The sequence below is a fragment of the Chryseobacterium sp. VD8 genome, from assembly GCF_037149975.1.
GTDB lineage: Bacteria > Bacteroidota > Bacteroidia > Flavobacteriales > Weeksellaceae > Chryseobacterium > Chryseobacterium indicum.
In genome coordinates, this window is record NZ_JBBCQL010000034.1 from 1 (window position 1) to 15775 (window position 15775).

Below are 15775 nucleotides of genomic sequence, written 5' to 3' on the forward strand. Positions count from 1 at the left end.
ATCAATTATCTTTCATTGCTCATTGCTCATTGCTCATTACTCATTACTCATTACTCATTACTCATTACTTAGCTCCGATAGAAACGGCATCCTTTTGGGTTACGGGCTCCGCTTAGCTCCGCCCGTAGTTTATTTTAATTGAGAAAGTTAAGAAAAGCTGTAAACCTTTTATTTAGCAATATTTAACAGGCGCTTAAACTTGTCTAAACTTTTTTACCGCAAAAGATGCAAAAGATTTTAACACTTTAGTAGTTTAAGTTTAATACTCAAATGGAAAAAGAGCACATAAGTTTAAAAAAATCAAAGATTTTTTCTCTTTGCATACTTTTGAAATACTTCAAATAAATTCAATAAAGTCTTTGTCTCTTTTGCAGTTAAATTTAAAATGAGTTTAACAAACGAGGCTTAATCTTAATGGTAAAAATAAATTATAGATTGAAGCAAATCTGTTTCTAAAGACCTTCTCAATTCATGTTTCCATTATTTGGAAATGGATATGTATTTAAGTGATTGATTTTGAAATGTTAATAAGGGAGTTTAACCTGTGTTTTCTCTGACTTTTCTCTGACTTTTCGTATCATTTAATATAAACTGCTAATCCAGGATGAGGTGTTAATAAAGAACTTTTACACAAAAAGTTTTAATAATACTAAGATTTTATTTAATTCCTCATTCTGATTTTCTGACTCTTATCGCAGTAAAAAGTTTTGTTCCGGCAATAAGGTGTTTAAAATTCCAAAAAATGAAACAAATTCTTTATTTTGGAAATTTTTTTTATTTGGTATGAGATTTAAGTTGCTGTAAATCAGTTAGTTTTTAGAAAAAGCATATTTGTTGATTACGGTATGTTAACCTAAAATAACAGCAAGTATGAAAAATTTATTCTTTTTATTTATTCTTTTTTTAGGGGTAAATAATCTCTATGCAACAGGGGAGCCCTCAACTTACTTTCAAATTTATGTTCCTCCGAATAATGATGCTGTACAAAGAAATGTCTGTCTGGTCGTAACTGCCATATACGACGATACGGAATTTAATATTATTGATGATGGCGCAGACGGAGACACGGACGATTCTAAAACCGGAGTACTGAAAGCCGGACAGAGTTACGTCCTCTATATTAAAGACAATGGGATTAACGATGATGCCCGATACGCCTCCGGCGGCGTTTTAAAATGGGACGGAGACTATTTTATTGTAAAATCCAATAAACTGGTATATGCCTCCCAAAGTACAAACAGCGACTGGCAGCATGACTGGGTTCCGAGTGTGGATAAAAGTTCTATCGGACAAAAATTTATTGTTTATGCTCCCATGATTACCTCTTCTAACAGAGATATTAATGTATTTGCTTACCAGAACAATACGGTAGTAGACTTTTACAAAATCTCTACTCAGGCAAAAACAAATACAGGCTTTACCGATGTTGATGCCGAAAATCCCGTTAAAGTTTTTTCCAAAACACTGAACGTCGGTCAGGATTTAATTTACAGCTTTCCGGAAGGAAGGGATGTGATGATTTCGGGAGAAACCTATATGCTTGTCGCCAATAAGCCCGTAACCATGCAGTACGGAGCCTTATTCGGGAATGAGCGGGACGGAGGAGGATATGTTCCCACATCCAATGGAAGTTCTTCCGGAGAACTGATGTATTTCGCGGTTCCTTATCAGGCGGGAGGCGAACAGGAAATCAGGATCGTAAGCTGGGACAATACCAATACCGTGAAACTGGATCGTTTTGTAAACGGAAACTGGGTACCTGTACAAACCTTCTCTCTCAATCGATTAGCGGCGGGAGACTGGGTAGGAAAAACCAGTGGGAATGTTTCTTATCCTACCGTGTTCAGAGTTACCTGCACCGCAGGAAAAAAAGTTTCTGTTTTTGAAGGAAACTGGTTTGAAACCGGCTCTCCGGGAACCTCCGACATGGCGACAATGGTTTCTTCCGAAAGCGGAACCACAGCAGGAAAGAAATTCCTTACATATATTGCTCCTCCCGGAAATGAAACCAATGTAACCAATCCTTTAACAGGATCCAAGTATAACGGTTCTTTTTCTCACCTGTATTTATTTTCAAAAACAGGGGCTACCGTTACTGTAAAAGATGCTTTAACCAACGGAACAAAGTTTAGTAAAACATTTACTATAACCCCCGAGAAATATGCAGACTGCTCCATAAGTCTAAATGAATGGAAGGCATTTTATAACGGAACAGGTACAGCGTCAGGACCCGAAAGACCTTATCTGATCGTGGAAAGTAATAATGACATTGCAGTGATGAACAGTAATTTCAACGATAACTGGATGTGTTATACCGGAAGCTCGCTGGAACATTCTTTTACCCAGACAAGCAATGTAAGTGATGATGCACTTATCCCGACCGAACAGGCAACCGTAGTTTCTCAGGTTAAAACGGGCGGGGAAGTAACCAATCCTTCGGTGGAAGTTATCGTACAGGAAGGTCTTAAAGTAGTAGAATCGAAAATCATTAATCCCAATCAGTCTCAGACACAGGGGGTTATTACAGAGCTTAATGATAAAACAAAAGTAGAATACAATAACCTGCCTACTTTACAGCCTAACTCTACGTATCAGATTGAAACTAAAGTTGTGGCAACTGTAGGTGCCAATAACGGAGAATTGGTAGGAACTACCCTTAACTCTACCGTTGAAACCGTGGTAACAGGAAAAGTGAACGGAGAAACGCAGCAGTCAACCATTGCTAATTCCGTATCTGTACAGACAACCAATACATCCAAACTTATATTTTCCCGTCTGGAAGATCCTGTATTTGATTCTTACACCTCCAACTCATGGACCATCAGCTGGGTAGACATCAATAATGACGGATATGATGATATCTATATTACAGATATGGGACTTACAGCGCCTAACCGAATCTTTATGAATAATAAAACCGGAGGCTTTACAGCAGGACAGGTTTTACCTGAAGACGGTATTTCTATGAGTAATACATGGGCAGATGTGGATAATGACGGAGATGAAGACTTATTGGTTCTTAATAATACAAGAAATCCCAACCGTTTTTACAGAAACGACAACGGTACATTAGTCGCAGACAATACCAAATCTTTTACTCAGGATGTTTCTTATTATCATGGAGGAGCATTTGCAGACTATGATAATGATAACAAAGTAGATGTATTTATGTGTAATTATTTCCCTACAAAATACAATGAGCTGCACAGAAATACAGGCAGCGGAGGCTTTGTAAAAGAGCAGGCAGATGCCATTCCGCTGGAAGCCAATTCTTCTCTTGGACCAACATGGGCAGATTATGACCAGGACGGACTGATGGATTTATTCGTTCCTAATGGCAGCGGAAATAAAAATTCGTTATTCCATAACGACGGAAACGGAACCTTCTCCAAGAAAAATAATATCATCAATCAGGAAGGCGGAAAATCTGTAGGAAGCTGCTGGGGAGATATAGATAACGATGGCGATTTGGATCTTTTTGTTACCAATTCTAACAGTACAACCAATTTCCTGTATAAAAATTTAGGAAACGGTAACTTCCAGAAAATTACCAATTCTATTGTTAATCAGGGAGGAAGTTCTCACGGATGCAGCTTTGCAGATATAGATAATGACGGAGATTTAGATTTATTTGTTACCAATGACCGAATCAGAAAATTCCTTTACATTAACGACGGAAACGGAAATTTTACTGAAAACAGAGACGAAGCGATTACCTATAATTTCGGACTTTCTTTCGGACACGCATGGAGCGATTACGATCATGACGGCGATCTGGATCTTGCCGTGGCAACCCATTCTAATCAGAAAAACCATATTTTCGTCAATAACGGAAATACCAACAAATGGTTAGAAATTAATCTGAAAGCCACTGAAAGCAATGGTTCTGCCATCGGTACAAAAATATTTGTAGGAACAGGCAGCAAAACACAGATGAGAGAAGTAAACAGCCAGAGCGGATTTGGAGGACAAAGCAGCTATACACAGCATTTTGGTTTAGGAAACGCAGCAACCATCAATACGATCACCGTTAAATGGGCAAGCGGAATCATTCAGAAGCTGACTAATGTTTCTGCGAACCAAATACTCGAAATCGTAGAACCTCAGCAGACAAAAGTTTCCGGTATCGTTTATTTCGACAGCAATAATGATGGCGTGAAGCAGGACAGCGAACCTACCGTTTCAAGAGCGGCTATTAAAGTGGTGCCTACGAATGCCAAAGTATACTCCAGTGATAACGGAACCTTCTGTTTCTATACGACACAGAATGATGTGGAGCTGAAAATCTTAGAAGAAAACGGATTAAGTGCAGGGTCTAAAGTTTTTGATCTGACCAATTATCAGCCTTCCCAAAAAATATTTATCGCTGCAACGTCAACCTGTAACGATACAGATTTAAAAATAAATATGGGAGGAACTGCTATCCGTAAAGGATATACCAATAATCAGTTCAAAATTGTGGTGAGCAATCAGTCCAGAAATACATCCAATTCAAGCATTATAAACTTTACAATACCTTCATCTGTAAATATTATCAGTCCGTCTTCACCAATTGCGCAGCAGGAAAGTTTTGTGGCAAACTCAAAAAACTATACGCGATATTCCTGGAGCGTGGGATCTCTGAATCCTTTTGGCAATAAAATAATTAGTTTTATGACCGGTACAGATGCATCCGTTTTAGTGGGAGATGAATTAGATTTTAAAGGAGAAATTGTAAATCCATCTGCAGACTGTAATTTAGACGATAACCTGTTGATGCAAAATTACAACGTATACGGAGCTATAGATCCTAATGATATTCTGGTTTATCCGAAGGGGTATGGAGAAGAAGGATATATACTGCCGGATCAGATGCTTACTTATACCATCAGATTTGAGAACGTAGGAAACTTTGCTACTCAGAATGTATCGATTATAGATGCAATTCCGCAGGAATTAGACATCAATACCTTTAAACTGGTATCGGCAAGTCATGATAACGTATCTGCGGAAATTATAGATAACAAGATTACGTTTAAACTGGAAAATATATTTTTACCCTCTACTTCAGTAGACTCAGACAGATCTCAGGGCTATGTTACCTTCTCAATCCTGCCTAAAAAAGGATTAAAAGAAGATACGAAAATTAAAAACAGTGCATCTATTGCATTTGATGATGAAAATCTTCTGAAAACCAATACGGTAACCAATACCATCCAGTCTAAAGCACAGGAACAGGAAATGACAGTAGTCCATCTGTATCCGAATCCTGTAAACGATGTGGCATTTATAAGACTGGAACACAGAAAAGGTGCGGAATATACAAGAAAGAAAATAATAAGAGCTGAAGTTATTGATGTTAACGGAGTGCTTATTCTGGAAAAGAATTTCAGTCCTTCAGAAGAAGTAAGAATCGACCTTCCATTACAAATCAAAGGTTACTATTTACTGAAAGTTACAGATTCTGAAAATAAATCTTATACAAAGAAAATGGTGGTTAAATATAGAGAATAATAATACTTAGTTTTCCCAACTCTGCATCCCAAGTCAGTTTTAAAATGGCAGAGTACAATGTTTTCATGTTAAACCATTCGAGAGATCGAATGGTTTTTTTTGCATTAAAAAAGGCAGTGCATTTAAATCTGATAACGCTTAGAAATTGTAATATCAGTTCAATAATTTCTTAAAGAATTTTATTTCTGAAAAAGAAATATCATAAAAATACTTTGCGGGTTTGCGGTTCAAAATTCTTAAAAGTGTGAAAATTTTCAGAGCATATTTTACAGTTGAATATTTATTTAAGGTTAAAAATTTTAGGATTAACTGATATAAAATGTTAAATAATTCATAATTCAATTGCTTAAAAATAAGCTCATCTTTCTGCATAAAAATGATTTTACGTATTGTGTTTTGTTGATTAAATATTTGATAATCAATATTATAAATATGTATATCAAATGTATATACATATTATTTATGAACTAATTGTTAACATTTTTAATTTAGGCAGAAATGATTCATGAACAGATTTTATATCCCTATGAATAATAAACCTGAATAGAAAATTATATATATAATGAAAAGAATATTATTTTTTTTGGCCTGTATCGGCGCTCATCTTTCCCACGCTCAGGCACAAAAAGTTGAGGTGGCGAATAATGCCGACGGACAAAAATTAGAAGTAAACGGGAAGCCTTTCATTGTAAACGGAATGAATTGGGATTACTATCCTGTCGGAACCAATTACAACTATTCCCTTTGGAAGCAGTCCGATGATTTCATCAAAAAAGCTTTGGATGATGAAATGGGACTTCTGAAAAATATGGGCGTAAATACCGTAAGAATCTACACCGGAATTCCTGCAAAATGGATTACCTACATCTACGAAAATTACGGAATTTACACTATGCTCAATCACTCCTTCGGAAGATATGGTCTTACCGTTAACGGATCTTGGGTAGTAAATACAGATTATGCAAATCCTGCAACACAGGAGCTTTTACTGAAAGAAGCAAAAGAACTTGCAGAGCAGTATAAAAATACACCGGGACTTTTGCTTTACCTTTTAGGAAACGAAAACAATTATGGTTTATTCTGGGAAGGAGCAGAGACAGAAGACATTCCGGTGAAAGACAGAAAATCTACCCAGAAAGCAGTTGCCATGTACAAGCTGTTTAATCAGGCAGCTCTGGAAATGAAATCCGTAGATTCCGGTCATCCAATTGCCCTGTGTAACGGAGATACCCTTTTCTTAGATATCATTGCCAAAGAATGTAAAGATGTAGATATTTTCGGAACCAATGTCTATCGCGGTGCTTCTTTTGGCGATCTTTTCCTGAAAGTAAAAACAGAATACGGAAAACCGGTACTTTTCACCGAATTTGGGGCAGACTCTTTTAACGAACTTTCTCAAAAAGAAGATCAGGATGCACAGTCGTATTACCTGCTCGGAAACTGGCAGGAAATTTATGAAAATGCAGCCGGTATGGGAAAAGCAGGAAATGCTCTGGGAGGATTTACGTTCCAGTTTAGCGATGGCTGGTGGAAATACAAACAGACCGAAGATCTGGATGTACACAATACCAATGCTTCATGGAGTAACGGAGGATACATCAGAGATTACCGGAAAGGCGAAAACAACATGAACGAAGAATGGTTCGGGATCTGCGCCAAAGGAAAAACAGATGCTACAGGACATTACCAGTTGTATCCCAGAAGTGCATATTATACTTTAAAACAGGTTCATCAGTACAATCCTTACGAAAGTACCCAGATGAAATCTTCCGGTGCCGTTAAAAATTATTTCAATGACATCAACATTACCGATGCAAGCCTTAGAGCAAGAGGAGATAAGGCTGCTCTGAAAGGAGAAAGCAATGATCTCATCAGAATAAGCAATCTGAGAGCAGATTTTTCAACCTTCAGTACAGGAGGAAGTCTCATCACAACACCGAAAGAGAAAACTGATGCCTATACATCCTATCCGAACAGACAGGGTTTTGATCATATGGAATCTTATTACGTTGGAGTAGAAGGAAACCCGACTGCCAATATGAGAGCCAATGTGAATTTTAATATTCTGGGAAATGTGGCAGAAAATCCTATTGATCAGATATTTTATGAAAACAGGGGAAGAGCCATTCAGGTAATGAATGCAGACGGAACCACAACCACAATGAGAGATCTCAACAGAATTCAGGTCTACAATGCAAGTTATACCTGGAATCAGAAATACTTTGATCTCCACGGATTCTACAGAACAGGGCATTACCATTGGGGATATGAAGGCGATATTTTCGGTTTGTATCCTGAAGCCAATTATGGTCCTAATATGGACATCTACAATGGACAGGCACCTTTCGGTTTTGAATTCACCGGAAAAAAAGAAATCAACGGGCTGAAAGTAGCTTTCGGACCAGAACTCTGGTGGGGAGCGAATCCTGCATTATTGGTAAAATACTCAAGAAAAGCAGGAAAATTCGATCTTACAGGAATCTATCATGAAGATCTTGATCAAAGAGGAGATACGCAGAGTTCATTTGCCATTCCGCAACCTAAAACCAGAAGAGTAACGTTTGCGGTTCAGAGAAAATTCGGAAACTTCGGAATTGATCTGGGAGGAATCTGGGGCGGACAGCCGCTTAACGGAAGAACATTCCAGCTGTACAGAGACGGAAACATTTATCAGGATCAGATCAGCGGAAAAGACAATTGGGGGGGGAAAGCCAAATTTACCTACACCGGCGGAAAATTCAACTGGTACGCTCAGGGAGCGATGATGGGGCTGGTTGCCAATGGAGGAGCAGATTACACGCAAACCTTTACCGGATGGAGACTAAAAGACAGCGGAAGTGGAAACCAGTATAACGTCCTTTCAGGATTTACCTACAACATCGGGAATTTCCAGATTGCGCCTAATTTCCTTTGGCAGAAGCCGATCGAAGGTCCGGTTCCGGCAAATGCACCTGCACCAGGAAGACCAAGAAACATACTGGAAGATCCTTTTGTGGTAAGAGCAAACCGCGAGCAGACCGCAGGAGAAATTCTTTTCACGTATGATCCTACTCCGGCTACATGGATGTATGCTTGGGACAGCGATAAAACAGAAGATGCACCATTTGCATTCAGTACAGGATTTGTATACAGACATTTGCCGACAACACAGGATGCTGCAATAGGAATTTTACCGGACGGAAGAACCACGTTCGCATTTCCGGGAGCTGCACCGGCAGCCAATCTTTGGGAAGCCAATGCCAGAATTGTTTCTAAAGTGAGCTCAGACTTCGGAGTGATAGCTAATATTTACGGCGGAACGGCACAGGCGAATGGAAGCGATACCAGAAAAATCGAAAGATTCGGACTGGAGCTGAGAACCATTTACAAAAAATTAAAATTTGTAACTGCATTCAAACTGAACGACTGGGGACCTTACGATTACCACAGAGATTATAACCTTACCTTCCCGATGCAGCTCATGGGAGATCTCTCCCTTGAAATAGGAAAACCGGAATGGTGGATTCTTCCGGGAACAAGAATCGGAGTTCGCGGGACGTACAGAACTTTAGATCAGTATTCTCCGAGATACGCCCCTACATATACCATTAACGGAGCCGGAAACTGGGTTCCTGATCCTACCGCAATCGGGTTCCCGAACGGAAACGAATGGGAGATAAGAACGTATATTCAAATCAACATCGGTAAATAACTTGTACAAAAATGAAAAATATATTTAAACATACATTTACAAGAGTAATATTAAGTGCTTCACTTTTAGTTGCTTTTGGCTGTCAGAGAGACATCAGCGAACTTGAACCGGCAGAATATTCCAAAAATCCGGAAGTTTTTATAGATGCCTTCAGTTCAGGACTGAATTATTCGGCATTCGGAGGATCGGATGTAAAAGCATTTGATGTAGACACCCAGGTAAAATATTCAGGAACCACTTCCATGAAATTTGCCGTTCCGGATTATGGAAGTCCCGAAGGAGCTTACGCAGGAGGATCTTTTTACACTTCCGTTGGAAGAGATCTTTCAGACTACAATGCATTAACATTCTGGATCAAAGCAACTCAGGCTGCCAATATAGACGTGATTGGTTTTGGGAATGATCTCGGCGAAAACAAATATCAGGTTTCCCTTTCCGCACTTCCGGTAAATACCAACTGGAAAAAAGTAATCATCCCGATTCCTGATCCTTCAAAACTAAAAATGGAAAAAGGAATGTTTTTCTATTCCGAAGGTCCGGAAAACAACAAAGGATATACATTCTGGGTAGATGAGGTGAAATTCGAAAAGCTCGGAACCATTTCCTATCAGTCAGCTTCCATCCTGAACGGAAACAATAAAACGATCACTTCATTTGTAGGTGTAAATAATAAAATCGACGGACTTACCGCCGCTTACAGTATGCCAAACGGAGCAACACAGGCGGTGAATCTTACTCCGTATTATTTCAATTTTAAATCTTCCAATACAGCAGTAGCTTCGGTAGATCAGCTTGGAAATGTAAACACAATAGGATCCGGTTCCTCCGTTATTACGGCTACTTTAGGCGGTAATACAGCAAATGGAAGCCTTACCATTAATTCTTCAGGAAGTTTTGTTCATGCGCCTGTACCTACACAGCCTTCCAATAAAGTCATTTCTATTTTTAGTGATGCCTATACCAATGTTCCTGTAGATTACTACAACGGATACTGGGCTCCATATCAGACCACACAATCGGCTGATTTTACAGTGAATAATGACCACGTCCTTAATTATACCAATTTTAATTTTGTGGGAATACAGTCCAGCAACCCGACAGTAAATGCCAGTTTGATGTCTACTTTACATTTCGATTTCTATTTTCCCAATGCTATTGCTTCCGGAGCTAATTTAAAAATTCAGGTGGTAGATTTCGGAGCAGACGGAGTGTATGGAGGAAGTGATGATAAAACGGGTGAATATACCATTGCCGGAACTTCTCTAGCTTCTCAGGTCTGGAAAAGTTTTGATATTAAACTTACTCAGTTTACAGGGCTTAGTACAAAAGCGCATATCGGGCAAATAGTTTTTGTGGGAACCAATATTTCCGGTTTTTATGCAGATAATATCTATTATTATAATGATGGAAGTATTATTCCTGCAACGCCAACTGCGGCTGCACCTGTACCAACTCTTCCTGCTGCCGGTGTATTGTCTGTTTTCAGTGACTCGTATACCAACGTTTCGGGAACAGATTTTAATCCGAACTGGGGACAAAGTACCGCCGTTTCCCAAACAGCGATTGCCGGAAATAATACGTTGAAATATGCAGGTTTAAACTATCAGGGAACCCAGTTTGCAAGCCCGCTCAACGTTTCTTCTTACGGGTATGTTCATATAGACTATTATACTGCCAATTCTACTAATCTTAATTTCTATCTCATCAGTCCGGGACCTGTAGAAAAAGCGTACGCGCTTTCCGTTCCTTCCGGAATTGGTGCCAATACCAATGGCTGGAAAAGTGTGGACATCCCGCTTTCTTCCTTCTCTCCGGTAGTACTCAGCAATATTATTCAATTCAAAGTAGATGGAAACGGAGATATTTTCTTTGATAATATTTATTTCCACAACTAAAATTTTAAAAGAACAATTATGAAATATTTACCTAAAAATAAAATTGTACAACTTCTGGCTGTTCCTGCATTTCTGTTTTCGATGAGTGCATGCGATCAGGAATCTGTACAGACATTGCCCGAAAGAAACTTTGAGATGGTCTGGAGCGATGAATTTAATGGTACCGCGGGAAGTCTTCCGGATAATAAAAAATGGACATTCGATTTAGGAAACGGAGACAACGGATGGGGAAATCAGGAATTGCAGTCGTATACCAATTCCACCAATAATGTTTCTTTAGACGGAAATGGAAATTTAGTAATTACCGCAAGAAAAAACGGCAATGCTTTCAGCTCAGCAAGGGTAAAAACGCAGGGACTTTTCTCCCATGCTTACGGAAAAATTGAAGCCAGAATCAAAACGCCTTACGGTCCCGGAATCTGGCCTGCTTTCTGGATGTTGGGTGATAATGTAAATACCGTAACATGGCCGCAGTGCGGAGAAATAGACATCATGGAACTGAAAGGGCATATCCCGAATGTGGTCTACGGAACGCTTCACGGTCCAGGATATTCCGGCGGAAATGCAAAAACAAAAGCGTATGGATTGCAGAATGCCAGATTCGATCAGGATTTTCATGTCTTTGGCGTAGAATGGCAGGAAAACCAGATAGACTTTTTTGTAGACGGATATCTTTATCATCGGGTAAAATCTTCGGATGTTTCCGGAGAGTGGGTGTACAATCATCCTTTTTTCCTGATTCTTAATGTCGCAGTGGGAGGGAACTTCGTAGGATTTCCAACGGACAGCACCTCTTTTCCGCAAAGTATGTACATCGATTATGTAAGAGTTTACAAAGCAAAATAATTTTTCAAACAGAAAACCTCACAGGTTTTTAAAACCTGTGAGGTTTCCCCATAAAACAACATTTTTATACCATTTTAACGAAGGAAATTTTTCCTTCGGAAGGGCTTTACAAACCAAATTCAAAAATAATTCATCAAAATTTCATTAATGCAATCCACGATTTCCCATATCGAACCTTCTTTAGAAACAGTAAAAATCAACCACGAAGTTTTTTTTAAAATCTCCGATGTCGAAACGTTGCGTCCGTTTTTTATGACCATCGTCAGCGATTCCAATCATTGGATGTTCGTTTCCAGCAATGGCGGACTTTCCGCAGGGAGAAAAAACTCAGAATTTGCCCTTTTTCCGTATTACACCGATGATAAAATAACCGAATCGGCAGAAATTACCGGAAGCAAAACGATGGTTCAGATTCATAAAAAAGAGGAAATTATCGTTTGGGAACCTTTTTCCGTTCGCAATGAAGCGCAATTTCACACTTCGAGAAATGTCTATAAAAACGAATTCGGAAACAAGATTATTTTTGAAGAAGTCAACCACGATTTAGCACTCGCTTTTTCCTACGAGTGGAATAACAGCAGCGAATTTGGGTTCATCAAAAAATCTAAAATCAAAAATTTAGCGGCTGGAAATCAAAATATAACCGTTTTAGACGGATTGCAAAATATTTTACCGTACGGAATCGGAAGCGATTTGCAAAACCGTGTCAGCAATTTGGGCGATGCCTACAAACGTACCGAACTTGACGTAATATCCGGACTCGGAATTTTCGCATTAAGTGCCATTATCGTGGATAAAGCAGAACCAAGTGAAGCTTTGAAAGCAAACACCGTTTTCTCTATTGGGACTGAAAATCCAACGTATTTGCTGTCTTCACTTCAGATGAAAAATTTCAGAAAAGGCGAAAAAATTACACAGGAAAACGATATTAAAGGCGAAAAAGGAGCCTATTTTATTCAGCAGGAATTAGAACTAAACACAAATGATGAGAAAGAATGGTGGTTTATCGCCAATGTTAACCAGTCTCAATCCAATGTAATCAGTTGGATTGAACGCATTAAAAACGAAAAAAATCTTGCTTCAACTATCCAAAAAGATATTGATTTAGGCACTGAAAATCTCAAAAAATTAGTCGCTTCTGCCGATGGATTGCAGTTTACCAAAGACGATCTGCGAGACAGCCGTCATTTTTCCAACACGTTGTTCAACATTATGCGTGGTGGAATTTTTGATGACAATTACACCATCGAAAAGTGGGATTTTTCCAAATATTTAGAAAAAGCGAATCAAAATATATTCAATCATTCAAAAGGAATTTTAAATAATCTTCCAGAAAAATTTAGTCTTTTTGAATTAAATGAATCGTTAAAAAATACAGAAGATGCTGATTTCATAAGATTGGCTAAAGAATATTTACCGCTCAAATTTTCGCGTCGTCACGGTGATCCTTCCCGTCCGTGGAACAAATTTTCCATCAATACCAGAAGTGAAATCGAGGGTTCTAAAATCCTCGATTACGAAGGAAACTGGAGAGATATTTTCCAGAATTGGGAAGCTTTAGCGCATTCCTATCCGTACTTTATCGAAGGAATGATTTTTAAATTCCTCAATGCTACAACTTTTGATGGCTACAATCCGTACCGGGTAACCAAAGACGGTTTCGATTGGGAAACCATAGAAGCCGACGATCCTTGGAGTTACATCGGATATTGGGGCGATCATCAGATCATTTATCTGTTGAAGTTTTTAGAATTTGCCGAAAATTATTTCCCAAATTCTTTAGAAACACTTTTAGACAAAGAATATTTCGTGTATGCGAATGTTCCGTATAAAATAAAATCTTACACCGAAATCCTGAAAAATCCGAAAGATACCATTGATTTTGATTTCGATTTGGACTCAATAATTCACAAAAGAAGAAAAGAAATCGGAGCAGACGGTGCTTTGCTCTGTGACGAAAACGGAGACGTTTTGAAGGTGAATTTCACCGAAAAAATACTCGCAACCATTCTCGCCAAATTATCCAATTTCATTTTGGAAGGCGGCATCTGGATGAACACACAGCGTCCGGAATGGAACGATGCCAACAACGCTTTGGTTGGAAACGGTGTTTCGATGGTCACGCTGTATTATCTGCGAAGAATGATGAAATTCTTCCAGGCTGTTTTTGAAAATTCGGCGTTGGAAAACGTACAAATCTCCAGCGAACTGGTCGATTTTTACAAAAAAATACGAGAAGGTTTTCAGGAAAATCTTCATTTGTTGGAAGGAAATATCAGCAACGAAGACCGCAAAAAAATCCTCGATGTGTTCGGCGAAGCCGCTTCGGAATACCGAAATCACGTATATCAGAAAGGATTTTGGGGTAAAAAAATAACCGTTTCTTTGGACGGTTTACAACGATTTACCAACCTTTCGTTGCAATTTTTGGAACATTCCATCAAAGCCAACGAAAGAAAAGACGGTTTGTATCACGCCTATAATTTGATGACTTCCAATGAAAAATCCGTTGCGACTTCGTATCTCAGCGAAATGTTGGAAGGACAGGTTGCCGTGTTGAGTTCTCAATTTCTCACCTCCGAAGAAGCCTTAAAAGTTTTGGATGCACTGAAAAATTCGGCTTTATTCCGCGAAGATCAGTACAGTTATTTATTGTATCCAAATAAGGAACTGAAAGGATTTTTAGAAAGAAACAGCATTCCGGAAAATTTGGTCAAGCAATCAGTATTGCTTCAAAAATTGATTTCCGAAAAAAATACCCAAATCATCGAAAAAGATGTGTTAGGAAATTATCATTTCAATGGAAATTTCAAAAATGCAGGAGATCTAGAATCAGCTTTAGATGATTTAAAGGTTGAAAATCAGGAAAAAGTCTTGATTTTAGGAATTTTTGAAGAAGTTTTTAACCATAAAGAATTTACAGGAAGAAGCGGAACATTCTACGGCTACGAAGGTTTAGGCTCCATTTATTGGCATATGGTTTCCAAATTATTGTTAGCTGTAATGGAAGTCTGCCAAAAAGCCATCAATGAAAATGCTTCACCCGAAACCGTGGGAAGATTACTGGAACATTTCTATGAAATCAACGCAGGAATCGGCGTCCACAAATCTCCCGAATTGTATGGTGCATTTCCAACCGATGCGTATTCGCACACGCCATTTGGAAAAGGCGCACAACAACCGGGAATGACGGGACAGGTAAAAGAAGATTTGCTGAGCCGTTTCGGAGAATTGGGAATCGTGGTAAAAGACGGACAATTGCAGTTTAAGCCCGATTTACTAAGAAAAGAAGAGTTCTTAACCGAAGAAAAAACCATCGAATATTTTGATGTAAAATCCAATGCTTCATCACTGAAATTACCCGAAAATGCTTTGTTTTTCACCAAATGTAAAGTTCCTGTGATCTACAAAATTTCAGAAAACGGAGGCTTGGAAATTTTTGACGAAAACGATGAGGTAAAAACGATGAACGAACTTATCATCAGCAAAGAAGATTCCGCAAACATCTTCAAAAGAAACGGAAAAATCTCTTTGATTAAAGTAAGAATTAGAAAAGAACAGTTGAAATAACGAAAAAAATAATTATTGTCTGATAAAAAAATGTAATTAACAGGTCGCTCCTACGGAGCTTTTTACCGAAGAATACAAATTTCCTATTAACAGTAAGTCCCGATGGGACTTAATACTGCTCCTTTAGGGTCGTACTGTTAATAGAAAATGGAAGCGTGAGTGCAAAGCTCCGTAGGAGCGACCTGTTAATCTATCTCATAAACATTTAAATGGTTGAGGTGAAAATTCTTTTATCGGACAACAATGAAAAAATTTCAATGATTAATGAAATTATTCCGTG

The 15775-nt window shown here is 38.5% G+C and carries 5 protein-coding genes; all 5 read left to right on the forward strand.

Annotated elements, in window-relative coordinates; genetic code table 11:
• The first annotated feature begins 870 nt into the window (after positions 1-870).
• The 5 genes from WFK35_RS06025 to WFK35_RS06045 all read left to right on the forward strand — a co-directional run bounded on the left by WFK35_RS06025 (position 871) and on the right by WFK35_RS06045 (position 15495).
• A complete protein-coding gene (locus WFK35_RS06025) occupies positions 871-5493 on the forward strand; it encodes an FG-GAP-like repeat-containing protein (protein ID WP_336731849.1) in 4623 nt (1540 codons plus the stop codon).
• Positions 5494-6055: 562 nt separating this feature from the next.
• A complete protein-coding gene (locus WFK35_RS06030) occupies positions 6056-9184 on the forward strand; it encodes a glycoside hydrolase family 2 TIM barrel-domain containing protein (protein WP_336731850.1) in 3129 nt (1042 codons plus the stop codon).
• An 11-nt stretch (positions 9185-9195) separates the two neighbouring features.
• Positions 9196-11079: a glycosyl hydrolase family 16 gene (locus WFK35_RS06035; protein WP_336731851.1), complete on the forward strand. Its 1884-nt coding sequence runs from the start codon at positions 9196-9198 to the stop codon at positions 11077-11079.
• A gap of 18 nt (positions 11080-11097) precedes the next feature.
• Entirely contained in the window at positions 11098-11925 is an 828-nt protein-coding gene (locus WFK35_RS06040; protein WP_336731852.1) for a glycoside hydrolase family 16 protein, read from the forward strand.
• Between the two features lie 147 nt (positions 11926-12072).
• Positions 12073-15495: a hypothetical protein gene (locus tag WFK35_RS06045; protein ID WP_336731853.1), complete on the forward strand. Its 3423-nt coding sequence runs from the start codon at positions 12073-12075 to the stop codon at positions 15493-15495.
• Positions 15496-15775: the final 280 nt, after the last annotated feature.